This window comes from Cryobacterium levicorallinum (genome assembly GCF_004402405.1).
GTDB classification, from domain to species: domain Bacteria; phylum Actinomycetota; class Actinomycetes; order Actinomycetales; family Microbacteriaceae; genus Cryobacterium; species Cryobacterium levicorallinum.
On the sequence record NZ_SOFE01000011.1, the window covers coordinates 90,441 to 110,173 of the forward strand.

At 62.8% G+C, this 19,733-nt stretch carries 18 protein-coding genes and 1 pseudogene; 3 read left to right on the forward strand and 16 right to left on the reverse strand.

Annotation, left to right across the window (positions count from 1 at the left end):
* Positions 1-122 precede the first annotated feature (122 nt).
* Complete coding sequence (locus E3O11_RS05795; RefSeq protein ID WP_092448332.1) at positions 123-620, forward strand: universal stress protein; 498 nt, start codon at positions 123-125, stop codon at positions 618-620.
* A 256-nt stretch (positions 621-876) separates the two neighbouring features.
* Positions 877-2,028, forward strand: a complete 1,152-nt coding sequence (locus tag E3O11_RS05800; protein WP_134495434.1) for a coiled-coil domain-containing protein — start codon at positions 877-879, stop codon at positions 2,026-2,028.
* Between the two features lie 12 nt (positions 2,029-2,040).
* Here E3O11_RS05800 and E3O11_RS05805 read toward each other — a convergent pair whose 3' ends face one another.
* From E3O11_RS05805 to E3O11_RS05860, 14 genes and pseudogenes are all read right to left on the reverse strand, one after another.
* On the reverse strand, positions 2,041-3,354 hold the full coding sequence (locus tag E3O11_RS05805) for a class I SAM-dependent methyltransferase (protein WP_092448334.1): 1,314 nt from the start codon (positions 3,352-3,354) through the stop codon (positions 2,041-2,043).
* Positions 3,351-4,730 carry an FAD-binding oxidoreductase gene (locus tag E3O11_RS05810; RefSeq protein WP_092448335.1) on the reverse strand — a complete coding sequence of 460 codons (1,380 nt, stop codon included), beginning with the start codon at positions 4,728-4,730 and terminating at the stop codon, positions 3,351-3,353. Before E3O11_RS05810 ends, E3O11_RS05805 begins: the two co-directional genes overlap by 4 nt.
* Before the next feature lie 75 nt (positions 4,731-4,805).
* Complete coding sequence (locus E3O11_RS17545) at positions 4,806-4,961, reverse strand: hypothetical protein (RefSeq protein WP_166787501.1); 156 nt, start codon at positions 4,959-4,961, stop codon at positions 4,806-4,808.
* A 21-nt stretch (positions 4,962-4,982) separates the two neighbouring features.
* Positions 4,983-5,957: a class 1b ribonucleoside-diphosphate reductase subunit beta gene (nrdF, locus tag E3O11_RS05815; RefSeq protein ID WP_092448336.1), complete on the reverse strand. Its 975-nt coding sequence runs from the start codon at positions 5,955-5,957 to the stop codon at positions 4,983-4,985.
* Between the two features lie 174 nt (positions 5,958-6,131).
* Positions 6,132-8,237 (reverse strand): class 1b ribonucleoside-diphosphate reductase subunit alpha, encoded by a 2,106-nt coding sequence (gene nrdE, locus E3O11_RS05820; protein WP_092448466.1) that lies wholly within the window; start codon positions 8,235-8,237, stop codon positions 6,132-6,134.
* A gap of 26 nt (positions 8,238-8,263) precedes the next feature.
* On the reverse strand, positions 8,264-8,668 hold the full coding sequence (gene nrdI / locus E3O11_RS05825) for a class Ib ribonucleoside-diphosphate reductase assembly flavoprotein NrdI (protein WP_092448337.1): 405 nt from the start codon (positions 8,666-8,668) through the stop codon (positions 8,264-8,266).
* A 53-nt stretch (positions 8,669-8,721) separates the two neighbouring features.
* Positions 8,722-8,955: a glutaredoxin-like protein NrdH gene (gene nrdH, locus E3O11_RS05830; RefSeq protein WP_092448338.1), complete on the reverse strand. Its 234-nt coding sequence runs from the start codon at positions 8,953-8,955 to the stop codon at positions 8,722-8,724.
* A 451-nt stretch (positions 8,956-9,406) separates the two neighbouring features.
* Positions 9,407-10,636 (reverse strand): multiple monosaccharide ABC transporter permease, encoded by a 1,230-nt coding sequence (mmsB, locus tag E3O11_RS05835; RefSeq protein ID WP_092448339.1) that lies wholly within the window; start codon positions 10,634-10,636, stop codon positions 9,407-9,409.
* A 30-nt stretch (positions 10,637-10,666) separates the two neighbouring features.
* Positions 10,667-12,196 (reverse strand): multiple monosaccharide ABC transporter ATP-binding protein, encoded by a 1,530-nt coding sequence (mmsA, locus tag E3O11_RS05840; protein ID WP_092448340.1) that lies wholly within the window; start codon positions 12,194-12,196, stop codon positions 10,667-10,669.
* A gap of 144 nt (positions 12,197-12,340) precedes the next feature.
* Positions 12,341-13,411, reverse strand: a complete 1,071-nt coding sequence (gene chvE / locus E3O11_RS05845; RefSeq protein WP_369828661.1) for a multiple monosaccharide ABC transporter substrate-binding protein — start codon at positions 13,409-13,411, stop codon at positions 12,341-12,343.
* An 80-nt stretch (positions 13,412-13,491) separates the two neighbouring features.
* Positions 13,492-13,752, reverse strand: a pseudogene (locus tag E3O11_RS05850) (hypothetical protein); the annotation flags it as partial.
* Positions 13,701-14,411, reverse strand: coding sequence for an L-ribulose-5-phosphate 4-epimerase (locus tag E3O11_RS05855; protein ID WP_092448342.1), 711 nt, complete (start codon positions 14,409-14,411; stop codon positions 13,701-13,703). The pseudogene E3O11_RS05850 and the gene E3O11_RS05855, both read right to left, overlap by 52 nt.
* Positions 14,408-14,569, reverse strand: coding sequence for a hypothetical protein (locus E3O11_RS17550; RefSeq protein WP_166787502.1), 162 nt, complete (start codon positions 14,567-14,569; stop codon positions 14,408-14,410). Before E3O11_RS17550 ends, E3O11_RS05855 begins: the two co-directional genes overlap by 4 nt.
* 252 nt (positions 14,570-14,821) lie before the next feature.
* Positions 14,822-15,859 (reverse strand): LacI family DNA-binding transcriptional regulator, encoded by a 1,038-nt coding sequence (locus E3O11_RS05860; RefSeq protein WP_166787513.1) that lies wholly within the window; start codon positions 15,857-15,859, stop codon positions 14,822-14,824.
* A gap of 138 nt (positions 15,860-15,997) precedes the next feature.
* Here E3O11_RS05860 and E3O11_RS05865 point away from each other — a divergent pair, with 138 nt between their 5' ends.
* The gene (locus tag E3O11_RS05865) at positions 15,998-16,816 is read left to right on the forward strand and encodes a shikimate 5-dehydrogenase (RefSeq protein WP_092448343.1); all 819 of its coding nucleotides are present in this window, start codon (positions 15,998-16,000) and stop codon (positions 16,814-16,816) included.
* 157 nt (positions 16,817-16,973) lie between these two features.
* Here E3O11_RS05865 and E3O11_RS05870 read toward each other — a convergent pair whose 3' ends face one another.
* Together E3O11_RS05870 and E3O11_RS05875 are read right to left on the reverse strand one after the other, a co-directional pair.
* Positions 16,974-18,119, reverse strand: coding sequence for a cystathionine gamma-synthase (locus E3O11_RS05870; RefSeq protein WP_092448344.1), 1,146 nt, complete (start codon positions 18,117-18,119; stop codon positions 16,974-16,976).
* Positions 18,120-18,142: 23 nt separating this feature from the next.
* Positions 18,143-19,507 carry a cystathionine beta-synthase gene (locus tag E3O11_RS05875; RefSeq protein ID WP_092448345.1) on the reverse strand — a complete coding sequence of 455 codons (1,365 nt, stop codon included), beginning with the start codon at positions 19,505-19,507 and terminating at the stop codon, positions 18,143-18,145.
* Positions 19,508-19,733 lie beyond the last annotated feature (226 nt).

Consider the following 19,733-nt stretch of genomic DNA (forward strand, 5'->3'; position numbering starts at 1 on the left):
TGGACGAAAATCTCTGTATCCGCCAAACGGCAAATCGGGGCGGGGTCTGCCATGCTGACGGTGACCCGCTGTTCGGCAGGCGTTCCGGTTCGTCTGCGGGCCCTTGAGTAAAGGAGGACAGCATGAGCGCGTGCGTGATTGTTGGGGTAGTGCCCGGCCAAGCGGATACCGTCGTCGTGCAGGCGGCCATATTCGCGGCGCGCTTCAACGCGGAGCTGGTGTGCGCATCCGTCGACGCCGGCCAGTACCGGGTCTACGACCTGGGCGACGGAACGATGACGAGTCTGCCATTCACTGCGGACTCGCCCGAACGTGCGGAGGCGAGATTCGACCCGGATCTCGCGGCGCACCTGGCCGTGCTTCTCGACGGATGCAGGCTCACCTGGAGCACCCGGGCCCTGGCCGGCAATCCGGCCGGGGCCCTCGGCGAATTGGCAGACACGCTGAGTGCCGCGATGATCGTGGTCGGAACTAGGGAGGCGACCTTGCGGGCCAGCCTGCAGGAGTTCATCAACGGTTCGGTGGCGGCCCAGTTGGCGCACCGTCAGCATCGTCCGGTGGTGGTGATTCCCCTCGCCCCGGTTCCGTCTGATCAGCCCCTACCTTGGGACCCTGCCTAATCCCGGCAAGCGGTAAACGTGCCCCTCAAGCCCCGTTAAACCTTCCCCTAAAACCTCGTCAAACGTGCCCCCAAAAGCTCGTCAAACCTTCCCCTAAAGGCTCGACTCGGCCCGATCGACGACGTGCGGCGCGAACCTGTAGGCAGAGCCGGGAGCATCCGTTGTGACCGTCGCCGTCCGCGCGGATTTACCCACCCACCGGTTTTCCCGGGTCGGGCGGCTAAACTCGCCCTCTACGGGGTGAGGACTAAGTTCCATGAAACAACCGGGCATGTTACTCTGCCTCGTGACCGCCGCCGCCATCGCGGCCGGCAGCGTCACCACGAGTTCCGCCGCCGCCGCCGATTACCCGACCTGGGAGCAGGTGGAAGCCGCCAAGAGCAGCGTCGCCGCCACTCTCGCCGAGGTAGCCGCGATCGAACTCGCGCTCGACGAGTTGCAGACCCGCACCGCCACCCTCGCCGACGACGCCGTAGCGCTCGGCGCCGCCCATGAACAAACACAGGCGGATTACAGCGCAGCCGCAGCCCAGCAGACGGTGCTCTCCGTTCAAGCGGATGCCGCATCCGCTCGCTCTGTCGACAGCAGCACCCGACTGGGCGCGTTGGGGGCCCAGCTTTACCGAGCCGCAGGCACCGATTTGAGTCTGGGCGCCTTCTTCGACAGCACGCACTCCGACGACCTGCTGTTTCGGCTCGGCACGATGGAGCGACTCACGGAGCAGGCGGGGCGGCTCACCGCGGAGGCTGATGCCGAACGCAACTTGGCCGAGGCGCTCAGCGCGCAAGCCGAAGCGATGACCACGGAGCGCGACCGATTGCAGGCCGCAGCATTGGCCGGGCTGACGGCTGCGCGCGCGGCCCAGCAGGCAGCCGACGCGGAGGTTGTCGTAAAGCAGTCCGCAAGCGAGGTGCTCTATGCCCAGCTCGCGTCACTGAAGAACTCATCCGCCGACGTGGAGCGGCAGTATCGAAACGGCGTGGCCGCCCATCAGCAGTATCTCGAACAGCAGCGCCAGGCTGCGGCCATCGCGGCGGCTGAGGCGTCCGCGTCATCCGGATCACCCGCGTCGTCGCCCGTACCGCCCGCCGGAGCCGTGATCGATCGCAGCGGCGCGCAGGCGATCGCCGCCACCCAGGTCGCCGCCCGGGGCTGGGGCACCGCCGAATTCACCTGCCTGGTTCAGCTCTGGCAACGGGAGTCGGGCTGGCGGGTGAGCGCCTACAACGCGTCCAGCGGCGCCTACGGAATTCCCCAGTCGCTTCCTGGGAGCAAGATGCAGACCGCGGGCGACGACTGGCAAACGAACCCCGCCACCCAGATCACCTGGGGCCTAGGCTACATCGCTTCCCGCTACGGCACCCCCTGTGGCGCCTGGGCACACTCCGAGGAGTCCAACTGGTACTGAGCCCGGCTGCTGCTACGGCGTCCACCACGGCCGCAACGGCAGATCCCCGGCCGCGCCACCCTCGTGGGGCTTGGTCATCAGCACCTGGTGCAACTGGATCCCATTGCGCTCGAAGCCGAGCCTCGAACCCGCCATGTACAGCCCCCACACTTTCGCGGTGGGCAGCCCGACCTCCGCGACGGCCTCGTCCCAATGCTCGACCAGGTTGGCGCCCCAGTCGCGCAGAGTGAGCGCGTAGTGCTGGCGCAGGTTTTCCTCGTGCAGCACCTCGAGGCCTGTATCCTGCGCTTCGCTAATGATCCGGCCCGAGCCGGTGAGCTCCCCATCGGGGAAGACATAACGATCGATGAACCCGCGAGTCGCCGGTTCGGTCTGATTCTCCGGCCGGGTGATGCAGTGATTGAGCAGCAAGCCGCCGGGGCGCAGCCTGTCCTGCAGAAAGCGGAAGTACGACGAATATTTGCGCACGCCGATGTGCTCAAGCAGCCCGATGGACGATATCGCATCAAAGCCGGTTTCCGTGACGTCGCGGTAGTCGCCGAAGCGAACCTCCGCCAGATCGCTCAGGCCGTCCTCGGCGACGGCCCGCTGCGCCCACGCGGTCTGCTCGATCGAGAGCGTGACTCCGGTGGCGCGCACACCGCGCCGGGCGGCGTAGCGCACCATGCCGCCCCAACCGCACCCGACGTCGAGTAGCCGGTCGCCCGGCCTCAGCCGCAGCTTCTCAAACACGAGTCGGTATTTGTTCTCCTGCGCCTCGTCCAGGGAAGCGTCGCCGCTCGGGTAGCAGGCGCAGGTGTAGGTCATCGACGACCCAAGCACCCACTCGTAGAACCTGTTCGAGACGTCGTAGTGGTGGTGGATCGCGTCGGCGTCACGAGTCTTGCTGTGTCGTAGCCCTCCCGCAACGCGGCGCCAGCGGGGTTCCGCCTCCTCCGGCGGCGGCTCGATCGGGCGCAGCTGCCTGATTCCAATAGAGCGGATGATGTCCACCATCAGCCGCGCCGGTGGCCGGGTGAAAACCAGACTCTCGGAAAGTGCCTTGAGCAGTTCGTACGGGTCCCCAGGGTGCACCCCGCGGAGGTCGAGGTCGCCGGCGATATAGGCGCGGGCCAGTCCGAGGTCGCCCCGGCCCGTGGCGAGATAGTGGGTGCCGCGCGGCGTCAATAGGTCCAGCCCGAGCGGGGCGTCCGGGGGTCCGGCCGAACTCCCGTCGTAGGCGGTGAACCGCACCGGAAGGCGTCCGCCGGCCAGAATCTCCAGGACCTGCGCGATGGTGAACGTGCCGGCCGAAGCATCCGTTTTACGATCTTTGAACGTCGTCATTGTCGTTGCACCGCCTTGGCATAGAGGTCGAGGAGACGTGAATCGGGGTCGTAGCGTTTTTTCGCGGCCCGGTAGGCTTGCCCGCCGTAGAGTTCGTCGAAGTCTTCACGGGAATAGAACGAGTCGGAGTACAGCGACTTGTGCCCGTCAAGCTCGCCGACCTTGCGTTCGATGCGCCGGTTGGCCTCCCCCTCGATCGACCCGACCGGCACCGTCGACCAGAACCCGACGTTGACGTAGCTCTGCCGGGGTCGCATCGGGTAGAGCTGCCAGCGGTCATCGCCCCGCAAGCGCAGCGGGCACAGCCAGATCGGTGCAATCGGCACCGTGTCGAGGAACCAGTCCAGAAATTCCGCGCACCGCTCCAGAGGCACCTCAACGTCTTGCACCACTCGCTCGCGGGGCGGCCGGCCGTGCAGTTTCTCGAGGAGGTCGCCGATCTGAAACCGCCGTTCGAGCCTCATCAGGGTTCCGTAAAAGCTGCTGCGCCGGTAACGCCCGGGCCAGCACCGGCGAATAAACGGATGCTGCGCGCCGAACGCCTCGGAGCACCAGAACCAGTCGGTGTCCCAGCGCCAGAGGTAGTCGTGAATCGTGAGGCGGTCGGTTGTCACACCGCGCTCGTGTCGGATGGAGCGGTAGTAGATCTGTTGGCCGGTGTAGTCACTGACGGGGCCGGGCTCGCTGGTCTGCCGGCCCACGCAGAGGTAGCTTTCGTCGGCGCTGAACACGACACCGTCGAGATAATCGACGGCGACACCGTCGAGGCTGCCGGTCAGCAGGATGCCGTTGATCGCCGCGACCAGGTCGACGAGCGCGTGGAACCGCACGTGCGTGAGAGCGACGAAGGGCTGGACAGGTTCGAGTTCAATGCGCAGCCGTACCGCGTAGCCCAGAGTTCCGTAGGAGTTGGGGAAGGCATGGTACAGCTCGGGGTTCTCGCGGCGCGATGCGGTGAGCACTTCTCCGGCGCCGGTGAGGATGTCCAGTTCCAGCACGGATTCGTGGGGCAGGCCGTTGCGGAACGATGTCGACTCGATGCCGAGGCCGGTGACCGCGCCGCCGAGGGTGATGGTCTTCAACTGCGGCACGACCAGCGGCGCCAACCCGTAGCGCAGCGTCTCGGCAACGAGGTTTTCGTAGGTGCACATGCCGGCCACGTCGGCCGTTCGCGCCTCCGTATCAACAGCAATGACGCCGGTCAGTCCGGACGGGTCGAGCCCTACGCCCCGGGCTTTGGTCCGGGTCCGAAACAGATTCGAGGTGGACTTGGCCAATCGAATCGGGGTCGCCACCGGGACGGCGCGATAGCTCTGCAGTAGGCGCTGCACGCCGGCGGCGTGAGCGCTCCGGGCGTCGAGCACAACAGCGGGCACGCCCTCACGTTAGTCCCCAGTGAAGCGATCACACCAGTGCTCGTTGCCACCGATATCGCCCGCGTTCTGGCAGGCTCAGGCCAGGACCACGACGATCGGCACGCCGGCCGGCACACCAAAGCGGCCAGCAATCTTCTTCGCCACGCCCGAGGAGTTTCGCGCAGCCGACGCGGCGCGAGCTGTGGCATCCGCTTCATCAACCGGCTCCGAACAGCTATGAGCGCATAGCATTTCCCGAGGTCGTGTGTGTGGTTAGAAGTCCCAGTCGTCGTCTTCCGTGTTCACGGCCTTGCCGATCACATACGAGGAGCCCGACCCGCTGAAGAAGTCGTGGTTCTCGTCGCCGTTGGGTGAGAGCGCGGAGAGAATCGCCGGGTTCACGTCGCAGACGTCCTTCGGGAAGATCGCCTCGTAGCCGAGGTTCATCAGCGCCTTATTGGCGTTGTAGTGCAGAAACTTCTTGACGTCTTCGGTCAGGCCGACCTCGTCATAGAGGTCCTGCGTGTACTGCACCTCGTTCTCGTACAGCTCGAACACGAGATTGAAGGTGTAATCCTTGATCTCGTCGCGACGCGCCTGCGTCTCTTTTTCGAGCCCCTTCTGAAACTTGTAGCCGATGTAGTAGCCGTGCACGGCTTCGTCACGAATGATCAAACGGATGAGGTCGGCCGTGTTGGTCAGGCGGGCGCGGCTGGAGAAATACATCGGCAGGTAGAAGCCCGAGTAGAACAGGAACGACTCGAGCAGCACCGAGGCGACCTTGCGCTTGAGCGGGTCGTCGCCCTGGTAGTAATCCATGACGATCGAGGCCTTGCGCTGCAGGTTCTCGTTCTCGGTCGACCAGCGAAAAGCTTCGTCGATCTCCTTGGTGGAGGCCAGCGTTGAGAAGATCGAGGAGTAGCTCTTGGCGTGCACCGACTCCATGAAGGCGATGTTCGTGTAGACGGCTTCTTCGTGCGGGGTGATCGCATCGGGGATGAGCGAGACAGCGCCCACTGTGCCTTGGATCGTGTCGAGCAGGGTCAGCCCCGCAAAGACGCGCATTGTGAGCTGCTGCTCCACCGGCGTCAGCTGGTTCCACGACTGGATGTCGTTGCTGAGCGGAACCTTCTCCGGCAGCCAGAAGTTATTGGTCAGGCGGTTCCAGACGTCGACGTCTTTATCGTCTTCGATCTTGTTCCAGTTGATCGCGTCAACGTGCGACACCAGCTTGAGCTTGTCAATCATGGGAGGTCCTCTTCGGATACTGCTTATTGGGTATTGCTTGGGTCGTTACTCGTCGGCGCCGGTATGCGAAACCCAGCCAACCGCTGGTCGAGATTGCCCCGACCGCCACGGTATTTCGATGGCGGTCGGGGCAAGCTCGACCAGCGAATTTAATCCATCATTCGATGCGCCAGATTAAAGCGCGCACGAGACGCAACCCTCAATTTCCGTGCCTTCGAGGGCCATCTGGCGCAGACGGATGTAGTAGATCGTCTTGATGCCCTTTTTCCATGCGTAGATCTGCGCGCGGTTGATGTCGCGGGTCGTCGCGGTGTCCTTGAAGAACAGCGTCAGCGAGAGGCCCTGGTCAACGTGCTGGGTCGCCGCGGCGTAGACATCGATGACCTTCTCGTAGCCGATCTCATAGGCGTCTTGGTAGAACTCCAGGTTGTCGTTCGTCATGAACGGCGCCGGGTAGTAGACGCGGCCCAGCTTGCCTTCCTTGCGAATCTCGATCTTGGCCGCGATCGGGTGAATTGACGCGGTCGAGTTGTTGATGTACGAGATCGATCCGGTCGGCGGCACGGCCTGCAGGTTCTGGTTGTAAATACCGTGCTCGACAACGGATGCCTTCAGCTCGGCCCAGTCCGCCTGCGTCGGAATCGACACTCCGGCCTGGGTGAACAGCTCGGCGCCGCGGTCAGTCGTCGGCTCCCAGACCTGGTCGATGTACTTGTCGAAGAACGCACCGGAGGCATAAGTGCTGTTTTCGAAGCCCTCGAAGGTGCGACCGCGCTCGATGGCGAGGGCGTTCGAGGCGCGCAGCGCGTGGAACAACACCGTGTAGAAGTAGATGTTGGTGAAGTCGATGCTCTCTTCACTGCCGTAGTAGATGCGCTCACGGGCGAGGTAGCCGTGCAGGTTCATCTGGCCGAGGCCGATGGCGTGCGAACGGTCGTTGCCGTCTTCGATGGAGCGAACCGAGCTGATGTGGCTCTGCTCGGACACCGCGTTCAGGCCACGAATGGCGGCGTTGACGGTGCGCCCGAGGTTGCCGGAGTCCATCGCCAGGGCGATGTTCATCGACCCGAGGTTGCAGGAGATGTCCTTGCCGATCTCGTTGTACGAGAGGTCCTCGTTGTACGTGGTCGGGGTGTTCACCTGCAGAATCTCGGAGCAGAGGTTCGACATGTTGATGCGACCGTCGATCGGGTTGGCCTTGTTCACCGTGTCTTCAAACATGATGTACGGGTAGCCGGACTCGAACTGAATCTCGGCGAGGGTCTGGAAGAACTCGCGCGCCTTCATCTTCGACTTCTTGATGCGGGGGTTGTCGACCATCTCGTGGTACTTCTCGGTCACCGAGATATCGGCGAAGGGCACGCCGTAGACCTTTTCCACGTCGTAGGGCGAGAAGAGGTACATCCACTCGTCATTCTTGGCGAGCTCAAAGGTGATGTCAGGAATGACGACACCGAGCGAGAGCGTCTTGATGCGAATCTTCTCGTCGGCGTTCTCCCGCTTGGTGTCGAGAAAACGCATGATGTCGGGGTGGTGCGCCTGCAGGTAGACGGCTCCGGCTCCCTGCCGGGCACCGAGCTGGTTGGCGTAGCTGAAGGAGTCTTCGAGCAGCTTCATCACGGGGATGATGCCGCTGGACTGGTTCTCGATCTGCTTGATCGGGGCGCCGGCCTCGCGGATGTTACTGAGCAGCAGGGCCACGCCGCCGCCACGCTTGGACAGCTGAAGCGAGGAGTTGATGCCGCGGCTGATCGACTCCATGTTGTCTTCGATGCGCAGCAGGAAGCAGGAGACGAGCTCGCCGCGCTGGGCCTTGCCGGAGTTGAGGAACGTGGGGGTGGCCGGCTGAAAACGGCCGGCGATGATTTCCTCGACCAGTTCGACGGCGAGCTTCTCATCACCGGATGCGAGACCCAGCGCCGTCATCACGACGCGGTCTTCGAAACGCTCGAGATAACGCTTGCCGTCGAAAGTCTTCAGCGTGTACGAGGTGTAGTACTTGAATGCGCCGAGGAAGCTCTGGAAGCGGAACTTCTTGGAGTAAGCGAGGTCGTTCAGGCTCGTGATGAACTCGAACGAGTACTGGTCGAGCACGGCCTGCTCGTAGTATTCCTTCTCGACCAGGTAGTCGAGGCGCTCGCGCAGCGAGTGGAAGAACACCGTGTTCTGGTTGACGTGCTGCAGAAAGAACTCCCGCGCGGCTTCCTGGTCCTTGTCGAACTGGATCTCCCCGTTCGGCCCGTACAGGTTGAGCATGGCGTTGAGCGAGTGGTAATCCATGCTCGGCGCATCCACTGGTGTGACTTTCACGGCTGTTGTTTCCAAAATTCTTCCAATCCGTCGTGAACGATGCGTACATCATCCGGTGTTCCAAATACTTCAAAGCGATACAGGTGCGGCACCTTGCACTTGGCGGCGATGATGTCGCCGGCCAGGCAATAGGCCGTACCGAAATTCATGTTGCCGGCGCCGATGACGCCGCGAATCAAGGACCGGTTGGTCTCGTTGTTCAAAAACTTGATGACCTGCTTGGGGACAGCCCCGCCGTCACGGCCCCCACCATAGGTGGGCACGCACAGCACGAACGGAGCCTGGACGACGAGCGGCTCGTCGCGGGCGTGGAGCGGAATGCGTGCGGCCGACCGGCCCAGTTTTTCGACAAACCGATGGGTGTTGCCCGAGGTGCTGGAAAAGTACACCATGTCAGTCATCCGTGCGAGTCAATCCTGAGTTTGTGGGTGTTGGCGCGAGGGTGCGATCTGAACTACGCGAGGCGAGCGGCGAGCGCGTTGATCTTGTCCGGGCGAAAGCCGCTCCAGTGCTCTTCGTCGGTAATGACGACGGGCGCCTGCAGGTAACCAAGGGCCTTGACCGCGTCGAGAGCGTTCTCGTCGACCGAGAGATCGCGCACCTCGTACTCGATGCCCTTGTTGTCGAGAGCACGGTAAGTCGCCGTGCACTGCACGCAGGAGGGCTTCGTGTAAACGGTGATTGCCATGATTATGGCCTCTCTTCTTGGCTGATTCAGTCTAATTCTGCTCGTGATACTTCGCAAGTATGTTCTATAAAAAACTTCGACTTCGAGCCGGAATTCGTCGGAAATCGCAGTGTAAAGTGAGCAAGTTTTCGCCTGGCAATACTGCCTGGCTAGAGTCTCAATACTACATCTAGTGATCAAAGAAGAACAGAGCCACTACATGCGGTAATTACATTTATGTAGTTATCCACCGACATTCCACAAGCCGCACACCGCCGACCGGCCCCAGACCGCCCGAATTCCGCGGAACCCCGGACAGTTATCCACAGGGCCTTGCCCTGACTATATTTTGCCTGTGGAATGTCCGACGGCGTGTCGCGGCCGGTCCCCACACCGAGCGCGCACGGCACACAAAAGGCCGGAACGCTCACGCATTCCGGCCTTCGGGTGGGTAGTGCTAACGCAAGAACGGTCAGTGACCGCCCGACCGGCGCTTGTTGTACACGTCAAAAGCCACAGCGAGAAGCAGCACGAGGCCTTTGACTGCCTGCTGCCACTCGATGCCAATGCCGAGAATCGACATACCGTTGTTGAGCACACCAATGATCAGACCGCCAATGATGGCGCCGCCGACCGTACCGATGCCACCCTGCACGGCCGCACCACCGATGAACGCTGCCGAAATGGCCTCGAGTTCGAAGCCATCACCGGCCTTCGGGCCGGCGAGATTAAGCCTGGCGGTGAAGATGAGGCCCGCCAGGGCGGCGAGAATACCCATGTTCACGAACAGGTAGAAGTCGACCTTGCGGTTCTTGATGCCGGAGAGTTCGGCTGCGTGGCGGTTGCCGCCGATCGCGTAGATGTGGCGGCCGAACACCGTCCGGTTCATCACAACACCATAGATGAGCACGAGCACGGCGAGCACGATCAGGGTGACCGGGATGCCCTTATAGCTCGCGAGCGCGTAGGCGAAGAAGCCAACTGCCGCGGTGATCAGGATGAGCTTGGTCACGAACCACACCAGGGGCTCGACCTCTTGGCCGTACTTGGACCGTCCCAGGCGCGTGCGCACCTGCTGCACAATCAGAGCAATCACGGCGATCAGTCCGACTCCGAGGGTGAGCGGGTCGAGGTCGAACTCGCCGAACACGTCGGTGAGAAAGCCGTTGCCGAGCGCACGGTACTCGGCCGGGAAGGAACCGATGTTCGTATTTCCGAGCACAACGAGCGCCAGGCCGCGAAAGATGAGCATGCCCGCCAGGGTCACGATGAACGCCGGGATTCCCACATAGGCAATCCAGAAGCCCTGCCACACGCCAACAAGAGCGCCGATGCCGAGCGACATAATGATGGCCAGCCACCACGGCAGGCCCCACTGCACGGCGAAGACACCGGAACATGCGCCGACGAAAGCGGCCACCGATCCCACCGACAGGTCGATGTGGCCCGCAACGATCACCATCACCATTCCAATGGCGAGAACGAGAATGTAGCCGTTCTGCACGATCAAGTTGGAGATATTTTGCGGGCGTAAAAGAATGCCGTCGGTCAGAACCGCAAACAGCACCACCACCAGAACGAGGGCAATGAAAATACCGTTCTTGCCCAGGTCGGCCAAAACGTGACTCAGCCAAGACGTGGCTTTGTTCTCACTCGGGTTGACCAGGCCTCCCGTGGCCGGCGTGGTCTCTTGATCACTCATTGGGGTTCTCCTTTTCCGCTAGCGCCGGCGCTAGCGGGCCTTTTCCATGGTCATGTGCTTAATGAGGGTCTCCGGCGTGGCGGTCTCAATCGGGAATTCCCCGGTGATGGCACCCTCAGCCAGGGTATAAATGCGATCGCAAATGCCGAGCAGTTCCGGCAGCTCCGAAGAGATGACAATAACGCCCTTACCGGCCGCGGCAAGTTTGTTGATGATTGTGTAAATTTCGTATTTGGCCCCCACGTCGATCCCGCGGGTGGGCTCGTCAAGAATCAAAACGTCGGGGTTGGAGTAGATCCACTTCGACAGCACCACCTTCTGCTGGTTGCCACCAGAAAGTTTGCCGGTCTTGACGAGCACGTTCGGAGCCTTGATATTCATGCTCGCGCGGTATTCGTTGGCGACCTGATACTCCTCGTTGTCATTCACGAGGCCCTTGCGTACCAGCCGATGCAGCGCCGCCATAGAGACGTTGCGCTTAATGTCTTCGATCAGGTTCAGGCCGTAGGTCTTGCGGTCCTCAGTGGCGTAGGCGATGCCGTTGTCGATGGCTTCGGTCACGGTGCGGGTCTTGATCTCAGTGCCGTGCTTGAATACCTTGCCGGTGATGCGGCTCCCGTAGGAACGCCCAAACAGGCTCATTGCGAATTCCGTGCGGCCAGCCCCCATGAGGCCGGCGATTCCCACAATCTCACCGGCACGTACGCTGAGGTTGACGTGGTCAACGATCATGCGCGTCACGTCTTGCGGGTGAAAAGCGGTCCAGTCCTCAACCCGAAGGATCTCTTCCCCAATGTCGGGAGTGTGATCCGGGTAGCGGTGCTCGAGGTCACGACCGACCATGTCTTTGATGATGCGTTCTTCGGTGACGTCGAGCTTGGCGATGGTTTCAATGGCCCGGCCGTCACGGATGATCGTGACCGCGTCGGAGACTTTCTTGATCTCGTTGAGCTTGTGGCTGATGATGATCGACGTGATGCCCTGACCCTTGAGGTGCAGGATGAGATCGAGCAAATGGTCGGAGTCGTCATCGTTGAGGGCCGCCGTTGGCTCATCCAGGATCAGCAATTTCACCCGTTTCGAGAGCGCCTTAGCAATCTCGACGAGCTGCTGCTTGCCGACGCCGATGTCCATGATCCGCGTCGTTGGATTTTCGCGCAGCCCCACCCGGGCAAGAAGCTTGGCAGCCTCAGAGTTGGTCTTGTTCCAGTCAATGAGACCGAAGGCGCCACGCTGTTCGTTGTTCAGAAAGATGTTCTCGGCAATAGAGAGGTACGGACTGAGCGCGAGCTCCTGGTGAATGATCACGATTCCCTTGGCCTCGGAATCGCTGATGCTCTTGAACTCAACGATTTCGTCTTCGAAGACGATGTCGCCGGTGTAGGTGCCGTGCGGGTAGACGCCGCTGAGCACCTTCATCAGGGTTGACTTTCCGGCACCGTTCTCGCCGCAGATGGCGTGGACCTCCCCGCGACTGACGTCGAGTGTCACGTCAGAGAGCGCCTTTACTCCGGGAAACGTCTTGGTGATGCCGCGCATCTCAAGGATGTTCGTAGTCACGTGAGCACCTTCTTTATTCCTCTATTGCATGGTCAGAACCCGGGCGATTTCGGCGACCGGTAAAAATGTGGGGGGGCACAACGGCCGGTGGGGTAAAACTACCCCACCGACCGTTGGGCACGGGCTAAACAGGGGCAGCGAAACCTAGCCGTTGATTTCTGCTTCTGTCCAGTAGCCCGAATCAATCAGCACGGCCGGGATGTTGTCCTTGACCACGATCGTCGAGTCGAGCAGGAACGACGGAACGGTCTTCACACCGTTGTCGTAGTCCTCCGAGTTGTTGGTCTCGGGGGTCTCGCCATTCAGCAGGGCGACGGCCATGTTCACGGCGACGGATGCGAGCTCGCGCGTGTCCTTGAAGATGGTGCCGTACTGCTCACCCGAGTTGATCGCCTTGACCGAGTCGATCTCGGCGTCCTGGCCGGAGATGATGGGCCAGCCGTCGCCGACGGAGTAGCCAGAGCCCTCGAGGGCAGAGATGATGCCACGAGAGATGCCGTCGTATGGCGACAGGATGGCGTTGACCACGGTGCCGTCCGAGTACTGCGCGGTGAGGAGGTCCTCCATGCGAGCCTGTGCTTCTTCTCCGGCCCAGCGGAGGGTAGCGACCTGCTCAATGTCGGTCTGGTTGCTCTTGACCACGAGGACGCCGTCGTCGATCAGCGGCTGGAAGGCATCCATTGCACCGTTGAAGAAGAAGAACGCGTTGTTGTCATCGAGCGAACCGGCGAAGAGCTCAAGGTTGAACGGACCGGCAGGCGCGCCCTCGATGGGCGTTCCGTCGAGTTCGGCAAGTCCGAGTCCGTTCAGGACCGACCAGGCCTGCTGCTGTCCGACCTTGAAGTTGTCGAAGGAGGCGTAGTAGTCGACGTTTTCGGTATCGCGGATGAGTCGGTCATATGCGATGACGGGAATGTCCGCGTCAGCGGCGTCCTGCAACACGCTCGTGAGCGTCGTGCCGTCGATCGAGGCCACGATCAGGGCTTCGGCACCCTTGGTGATCATGTTCTCAATCTGCGAGACCTGCATGGGGATATCGTCCTCGGCGTACTGGAGGTCGACGGTGAAGCCCTGTTCCTCGAGCTGGCTCTTGACGGCGTTACCGTCGGCGATCCAACGCTCGGAGCTCTTGGTCGGCATGGCAACGCCGATCAGTCCCTTGTCGCCACCTCCGTCGGTGCCGGTGGATGTGGCGCCGGATGAGCAGGCTGCCATCGATACCGCGAGGGCACCCGCGGCCACGACTGCGAAGAATACGTTCTTTTTCACTGTGTTACCTTTCATTCTGTTTATCGTCATTGATGTGAAATTGCAGGATTGTGGAGCAGGTACAGGCCTTGTGCCAGTCGGTAGTAGGCCTGATTCCAACGCACTTCGCGGGTGAAATCGCGCAGGGTGGTGGTTTTATCGATCACGAGAAGCTCGGTGCGAGCGATCTCGGCGAAATCGTGGAGCACCTCGGTGCCGCCGGCAGACGACGTTACGGTGGTGCGGTCGGCTGCCATCACTGCAACGCCCCCTGCGGTGCTTGTCCGTAGACATTCTGGTAGCGGGCGAACAGGGAATCGATAGATTCCTGTGGGATCGGGACGAGTTCACCGCCCACGCGGGCAAGCTGAACCGTGCGGGCAACGTCCTCCACCATGACCGCGGCCTTCACAGCATCGCGAGCGTCCTTGCCGATCGTGAAGGGCCCGTGGTTCGCCATCAAGACGGCACGAGAACGGTGGCCGGTGAGAGTCTCCACGATGCCGCGGCCGATCGAATCGTCGCCGATAATGGCGAAAGGTCCGACCGGGATCGGGCCGCCGAATTCGTCGGCCATGGCCGTGATAACGCACGGGATGGCTTCATTGCGGGCGGCCCAGGCCGTGGCGTAGGTGGAGTGCGTGTGCACAACACCGCCGACATCAGGCATGTTCCGGTAGACGTAGGCGTGTGCTGCGGTGTCACTCGACGGCGAGCGGTCGGCGCCCGGCGTGCCGGGGATGACATTTGCGTCGAGGTCACAGAGAATCATGTTCTCCGGTGCCAGGTCGGCATAGTCGACCCCGCTGGGCTTGATAACGAACAGGTCGGCGCCCGGCACCCGGCCAGAGACATTGCCGCCGGTCCAGACCACGAGCCCGTTGCGAAACAGCTCCGCGTGCAGGCGGGTGATTTCAGCGCGAACGCGGGCGATCGCGACCTCGATCTGGGGGCCGTAGGTGCTCATGCGAACACCAGCCTGGCGCGGTCCGTGGCCGCGGCCGGACGGCCGCCGGCAGCGCGCACCATAACGGCCCGACTCGGATTGGCCACGCTCAACGCGCGCGTCCCGCCGTCGACCGAGGTCAGGGACTCGGCACAGGAGATCGCATCGGTTGTACTCACGGAATCGACTCCTATGTCAGGTCTGAGCGCGGACGATACCGCGAGTGGTTCGGGTGTGGTGACAGGGCAATCGCTTGACTCGATCTGCATGTTCCGACCGAATGTGATCGGTCACATTGCTGTGTGTTTATGTTAGCGGCATTGGGACACAGTGTGTCAACAGCGACTTTGTCTCGTTTGAATAACGCTCGAAATCGCGCATACCGCCGATCGAAATCGCTACAAAGGATCGATCGACCCGCAGGCCGAACCTCAGAATGCCGGGCGCGCGGTCGAGCCGCGAACGATGAGCTCCGGCATGATGGCGCCCTGGTTTTCCGCAGTGGTGCCCGCGATGTTGGCCAGCAGCAGCGCGACGCAGCGCCGGCCGAGCTCGGCGAAGTCCTGGCGCACCGTCGTGAGCGGTGGCCAAAAGTGAGCCGCCTCCGGGATGTCGTCGAAGCCCACGATGCTCACGTCGCGGGGCACCTCGAGCCCGGCTTCCCGGATCGCGTGCATGAGGCCAAGGGCCATCTGGTCGTTGGACGAGAAGATTGCAGTGAAGTCCCGCACGTGCAGCAGCTCGCGCCCGGCGTGATAGCCGAATTGCGCAGTCCAGTCGCCGAGGATCGGCGCCGTGGTCGGAACTTCCCTGGCCCCCATCTCCTCCAGGAAGCCGTGCATACGAGCCTCGGCCTCGATCCAGTCCTGCGGCCCGGCGAGATGATAGATGTCACGGTGTCCGAGGTCGATGAGGTGCCGAGTGGCCAGTCGTGCACCGGCGATCTGGTCCACGGTGAGGGCGTTGGCGTCCACGTTCCCGGAGGACTGCAGCGTCACGAACGGCACATCGATCGACAGTAGCTTGAGGGCATTGAACACCTGCACCTGCGGTGCGATCACCACGATCCCCTCCACGGATTGGGACATCAGGTGGTCGACGGCCGCCGCGATGGACCCGGGCTCCCCACGATTGAGGTTCGCCGTGTTCACAAAGTATCCGGCGTCCCGCGCCGCGTCCTGGATCGCGGCGATGCTGCTCGCCGGGCCGTATTCGGCGCTCGACGCGGACAGCACACCGATCGTGCGGGATCGTCCGCGCGAGAGTGCGCGGGCGGCCCGATTGGGCCGGTATTGCAGTTCTTCGATGACCGCGAGCACCCGGGCTTTGGTGGAATCGCGGATGCTGGCGTGATTGTTGAGCACGCGCGATACGGTCTGGTGGGAGACCCCGGCGAGGCGCGCGACGTCGCGGATGCTCGGCGCACGCTCTTTCGTTGAGTCGTCCGACACGGTCACCCCCGAAGTCATGTGCACGGTCACAAATTGGCCCGCGGTTACATTATGCAGGCACAGACCGCGATGTGACAGTCACATTGTGACGGTCACAATGTGACTGTCACATTCGCCCGGCCCGGCTCGTGTCGCAAAGCACGGCACACTGGAGTTATGCCCATTCTCAACAAAGACATGACCCTGTGCATCTCACTCGCGGCCCGCCCGAGCAACCTGGGCACCCGGTTTCACAACTATCTCTACGAAGAATTCGGCCTGAACTACATTTACAAGGCCTTCGCCCCGGTTGATCTGGCGAATGCGATCGCCGGCGTGCGCGGATTAGGCATCCGCGGTTGCGCCGTGTCGATGCCCTACAAAGAAGACGTCATCGCTCTCATCGATGAAATGGATGCCTCGGCGTCGGCCATCGACTCGGTCAACACGATCGTCAACAACGCGGGGCACCTCACGGCGTACAACACCGACTATTCCGCAGTGCAGCGTCTGCTCGCCGAGCACGCCGTGCCGCGGAACTATTCGGTCATTCTGCGCGGCAGCGGCGGCATGGCCAAGGCCGTCGCAGCGGCCCTGCACGATGCCGGGTTCGCCCAGGGCACGATCGTGGCACGCAACGAGGGCACCGGCCGGGCGCTGGCCGCACTCTACGGTTACGACTGGGCACCCGAGGTCGGCCCGCTCACCGCCGACCTCATCGTCAACGTCACGCCGGTAGGTATGACCGGAGGCGCGGCATCCGCTGAAACGTCATTTCTGCCCGAAACGATAGCGGGGGCACGCCTGGTCTTCGACGTTGTAGCCACCCCCGCCGAAACTCCGCTCATTCTGGCGGCCCAAGCGCTCGGCAAGCCGGTCATCACGGGAGCCGAGGTCGTCGCGCTGCAGGCCGAGGAGCAGTTCTTTCTCTACACCGGCATCCGCCCAACTCCCGATCAGGTGCACCGGGCCTCCGCTTTCTCCCGCAAGCCCTGACCCTGCTCTCTGCATCGGACGGGGCCCAGCTTAGAAACTGGGCCCGCACGCGCGATACCCCGCAAGTCTTTCCGGGCCCGGGCCCGGAAAGCGGGCCCATGATCGATCATGGGCCCGCTTTCCTAACCTGGGCCCGCAACAAACGCGTCGGTCCAGATCAGGCCCCGGGTAGCGCACCCTTCAGGTCGGCGATGAGGTCCTCGACGTCTTCGATTCCGACCGAGAGGCGAATGATATTGTCGGGCACCTCGAGCTCGGTCCCGCGCACCGAGGCGTGCGTCATTTCCGAGGGGTAGTTCACGAGCGACTCCACGCCACCAAGCGATTCGGCCAGCTGGAACAGGTGCATCGACTCGGCGAACTGGCGTGCGGCCGCGGCGCCACCGGCGAACGCGATGGAGATCATGCCGCCGAAGCCGGACATCTGCTTCTTGGCCAGCTCGTGCCCCGGATGGCCGGGCAGCCCCGGGTAGTAGACCTGCTCGATGGCTGGGTGGCCGTCGAGAAAATCGGCGATGGCCTGAGCATTCTTGCAGTGCCGTTCCATGCGCACCGAGAGCGTCTTGATGCCGCGGACGGTCAACCAGGAGTCGAGCGGGGCCGACACCGGCCCGGCCGCGAACTGCAGAAACTTGGCCTTCTCGTGCAGCTCGTCATCGTTGATGATGAGCGCGCCGCCGAGCACATCAGAGTGGCCGCCAAGATATTTCGTGGTCGAGTGTACGACGACGTCAGCGCCGAAGGCAAGCGGATGCTGCAGGGCCGGCGACGCAAACGTGTTGTCGACGATCGCGATGACACCGTGCCGGTGCGCGATCTCGGACAGTGCCGCGATGTCGCTGATCTTCATCAGCGGGTTGCTCGGCGTCTCCACCCAGAGGATTTTGGTTTCGGGGCGGATGGCCGCCTCAACCGCCGCAAGGTCGCTCATCTCAACGGTCGTGTTGAGCACGCCCCAGGCTCCGTGCACCTGGTTGATGAGCCGGTGGGTTCCTCCGTAGACGTCGTTGCCGAGCACCACGTGGTCGCCCGGCTTGAGGATGGCACGCAAAATGGTGTCTTCCGCGGCTAGACCACTCGCGAACGACAGGCCGTGCTTGCCGCCTTCCAACGCGGCGAGCAGGGATTCGAGCACGGTGCGGGTGGGGTTGCCGCCGCGGCTGTACTCGTAACCGCCGCGCAGGTTGCCGATGCTCTCCTGCACGTAGGTGGAAGTCTGGTAGATCGGCGGAATGACGGCGCCGGTCGTCGGGTCGAATTCCTGACCGGCGTGGATGGCGATCGTGTCGAACTTGTTAGCCATGGGTGCTCCCTGTGTAGAAATGATTAGACGCTCAGGTAGCTGAGCAGGTCGTGCCGGGTGATGACGCCGAGTGGTTTGCCGCCGTCGGTCACGAGCAGCGCGTCGTGAGTGGCGAAGGCGGCGCGGGCGGCAGCGACGGGCTCGTTGACGCCGATCAGCGGCAGCGGCACGCCCACGATCGCCCCGATCCGGTCGGTGAGCTGCGCGTCGCCGGAGAAGACCCGGTCCATCAGAGCTCGCTCATCGACCGAGCCAAGCACCTCCCCCATGACGACGGGCGGCTTGGCGCTCAGCACGAGCAGCTGCGACACACCCTGGCTGGTCATGGTTTCGATGGCGTCACGCACGGTGTCGCTCGGGTGCACATAGACCAGAGCCGGCAGTCGCCCGGTCTTCGATTCGAGCAAATTGGCGACCGTGTGACCGGCGGGGGCTGCGCTGAAACCGTAGCTGCGCATCCACTTATCGTTGAAGATCTTGCCGAGATAACCGCGACCGCCGTCGGGCAGCAGGACCACGATGGTGTCGTCGGGTCCGAGCTTTTCGGCTGCACGCAGGGCGGCAACGACGGCCATTCCGCTCGAGCCGCCGACCAAAATTCCCTCTTCGAGCGCGAGCCGCCGGGTCATCGCGAAGGAGTCGGCGTCGGAGACGGCGATGACCTCGTGCACGACGGCGGGATCGTAGGCGCCCGGCCAAAAGTCCTCACCAACACCCTCGACCAGGTAGGGCCGGCCGGTGCCGCCGGAGTAGACCGAACCTTCAGGGTCCGCTCCGATGATGCGCACGGCGTCGTTTGACACCTCCCGTAGGTAGCGGCCGGTTCCGGTGATGGTGCCGCCGGTGCCGACTCCGGCGACGAAGTGCGTGACCGTGCCGTCGGTGTCGCGCCAGATCTCGGGGCCGGTGGTCTCGTAGTGACTGAGCGGGCCGTTCGGGTTGAAGTATTGGTTGGGCTTGAAAGCACCCGGAATGTCCCTGGCCAGCCGGTCCGAGACGCTGTAATACGATTCGGGGTCCTCCGGTGAAACGGATGTCGGCGTCACCACGATCTCGGCGCCGTATGCCGTGAGGACGTTGCGTTTGTCCTCGCCGACCTTGTCCGGCAATACGAACACGCACTTGTAGCCGCGCTGCTGCGCCACCAGGGCCAGGCCCACCCCGGTGTTGCCGGAGGTGGGTTCGACGATCGTACCGCCGGGTTTCAAGAATCCATCGCGCTCGGCGGCGTCGATAATGCGCACCGCGATGCGGTCCTTCGCCGAGCCGCCCGGGTTGAGATATTCCAGCTTCACCAGCACCGTCGCGGTCAATCCCGCGGTGACCTTGTGGAGTTTGACCAGCGGCGTGTCACCGATGAGGTCGAGAATGGTGTTAGCGATTTTCATGGGAATTCCTTCTGTCGAGCCGCACGCGAGTGGGCAGGCGCGGCCTCGGGTTGCACCGGCGCGGCGCGTTCCGGGCGGTGGCCGGGCGCGTTCGTGGAGGGTCGGCTAGCGACAGCAGCAACACGACGAGTGAACGGGCACGCATCCACTCTAACGGGCGGCGAGACCTGGCGACCAGCCTGAGAAATGTCTGTGAGAGCGAGATCAGAGGGAAGCTGCAGGGGCG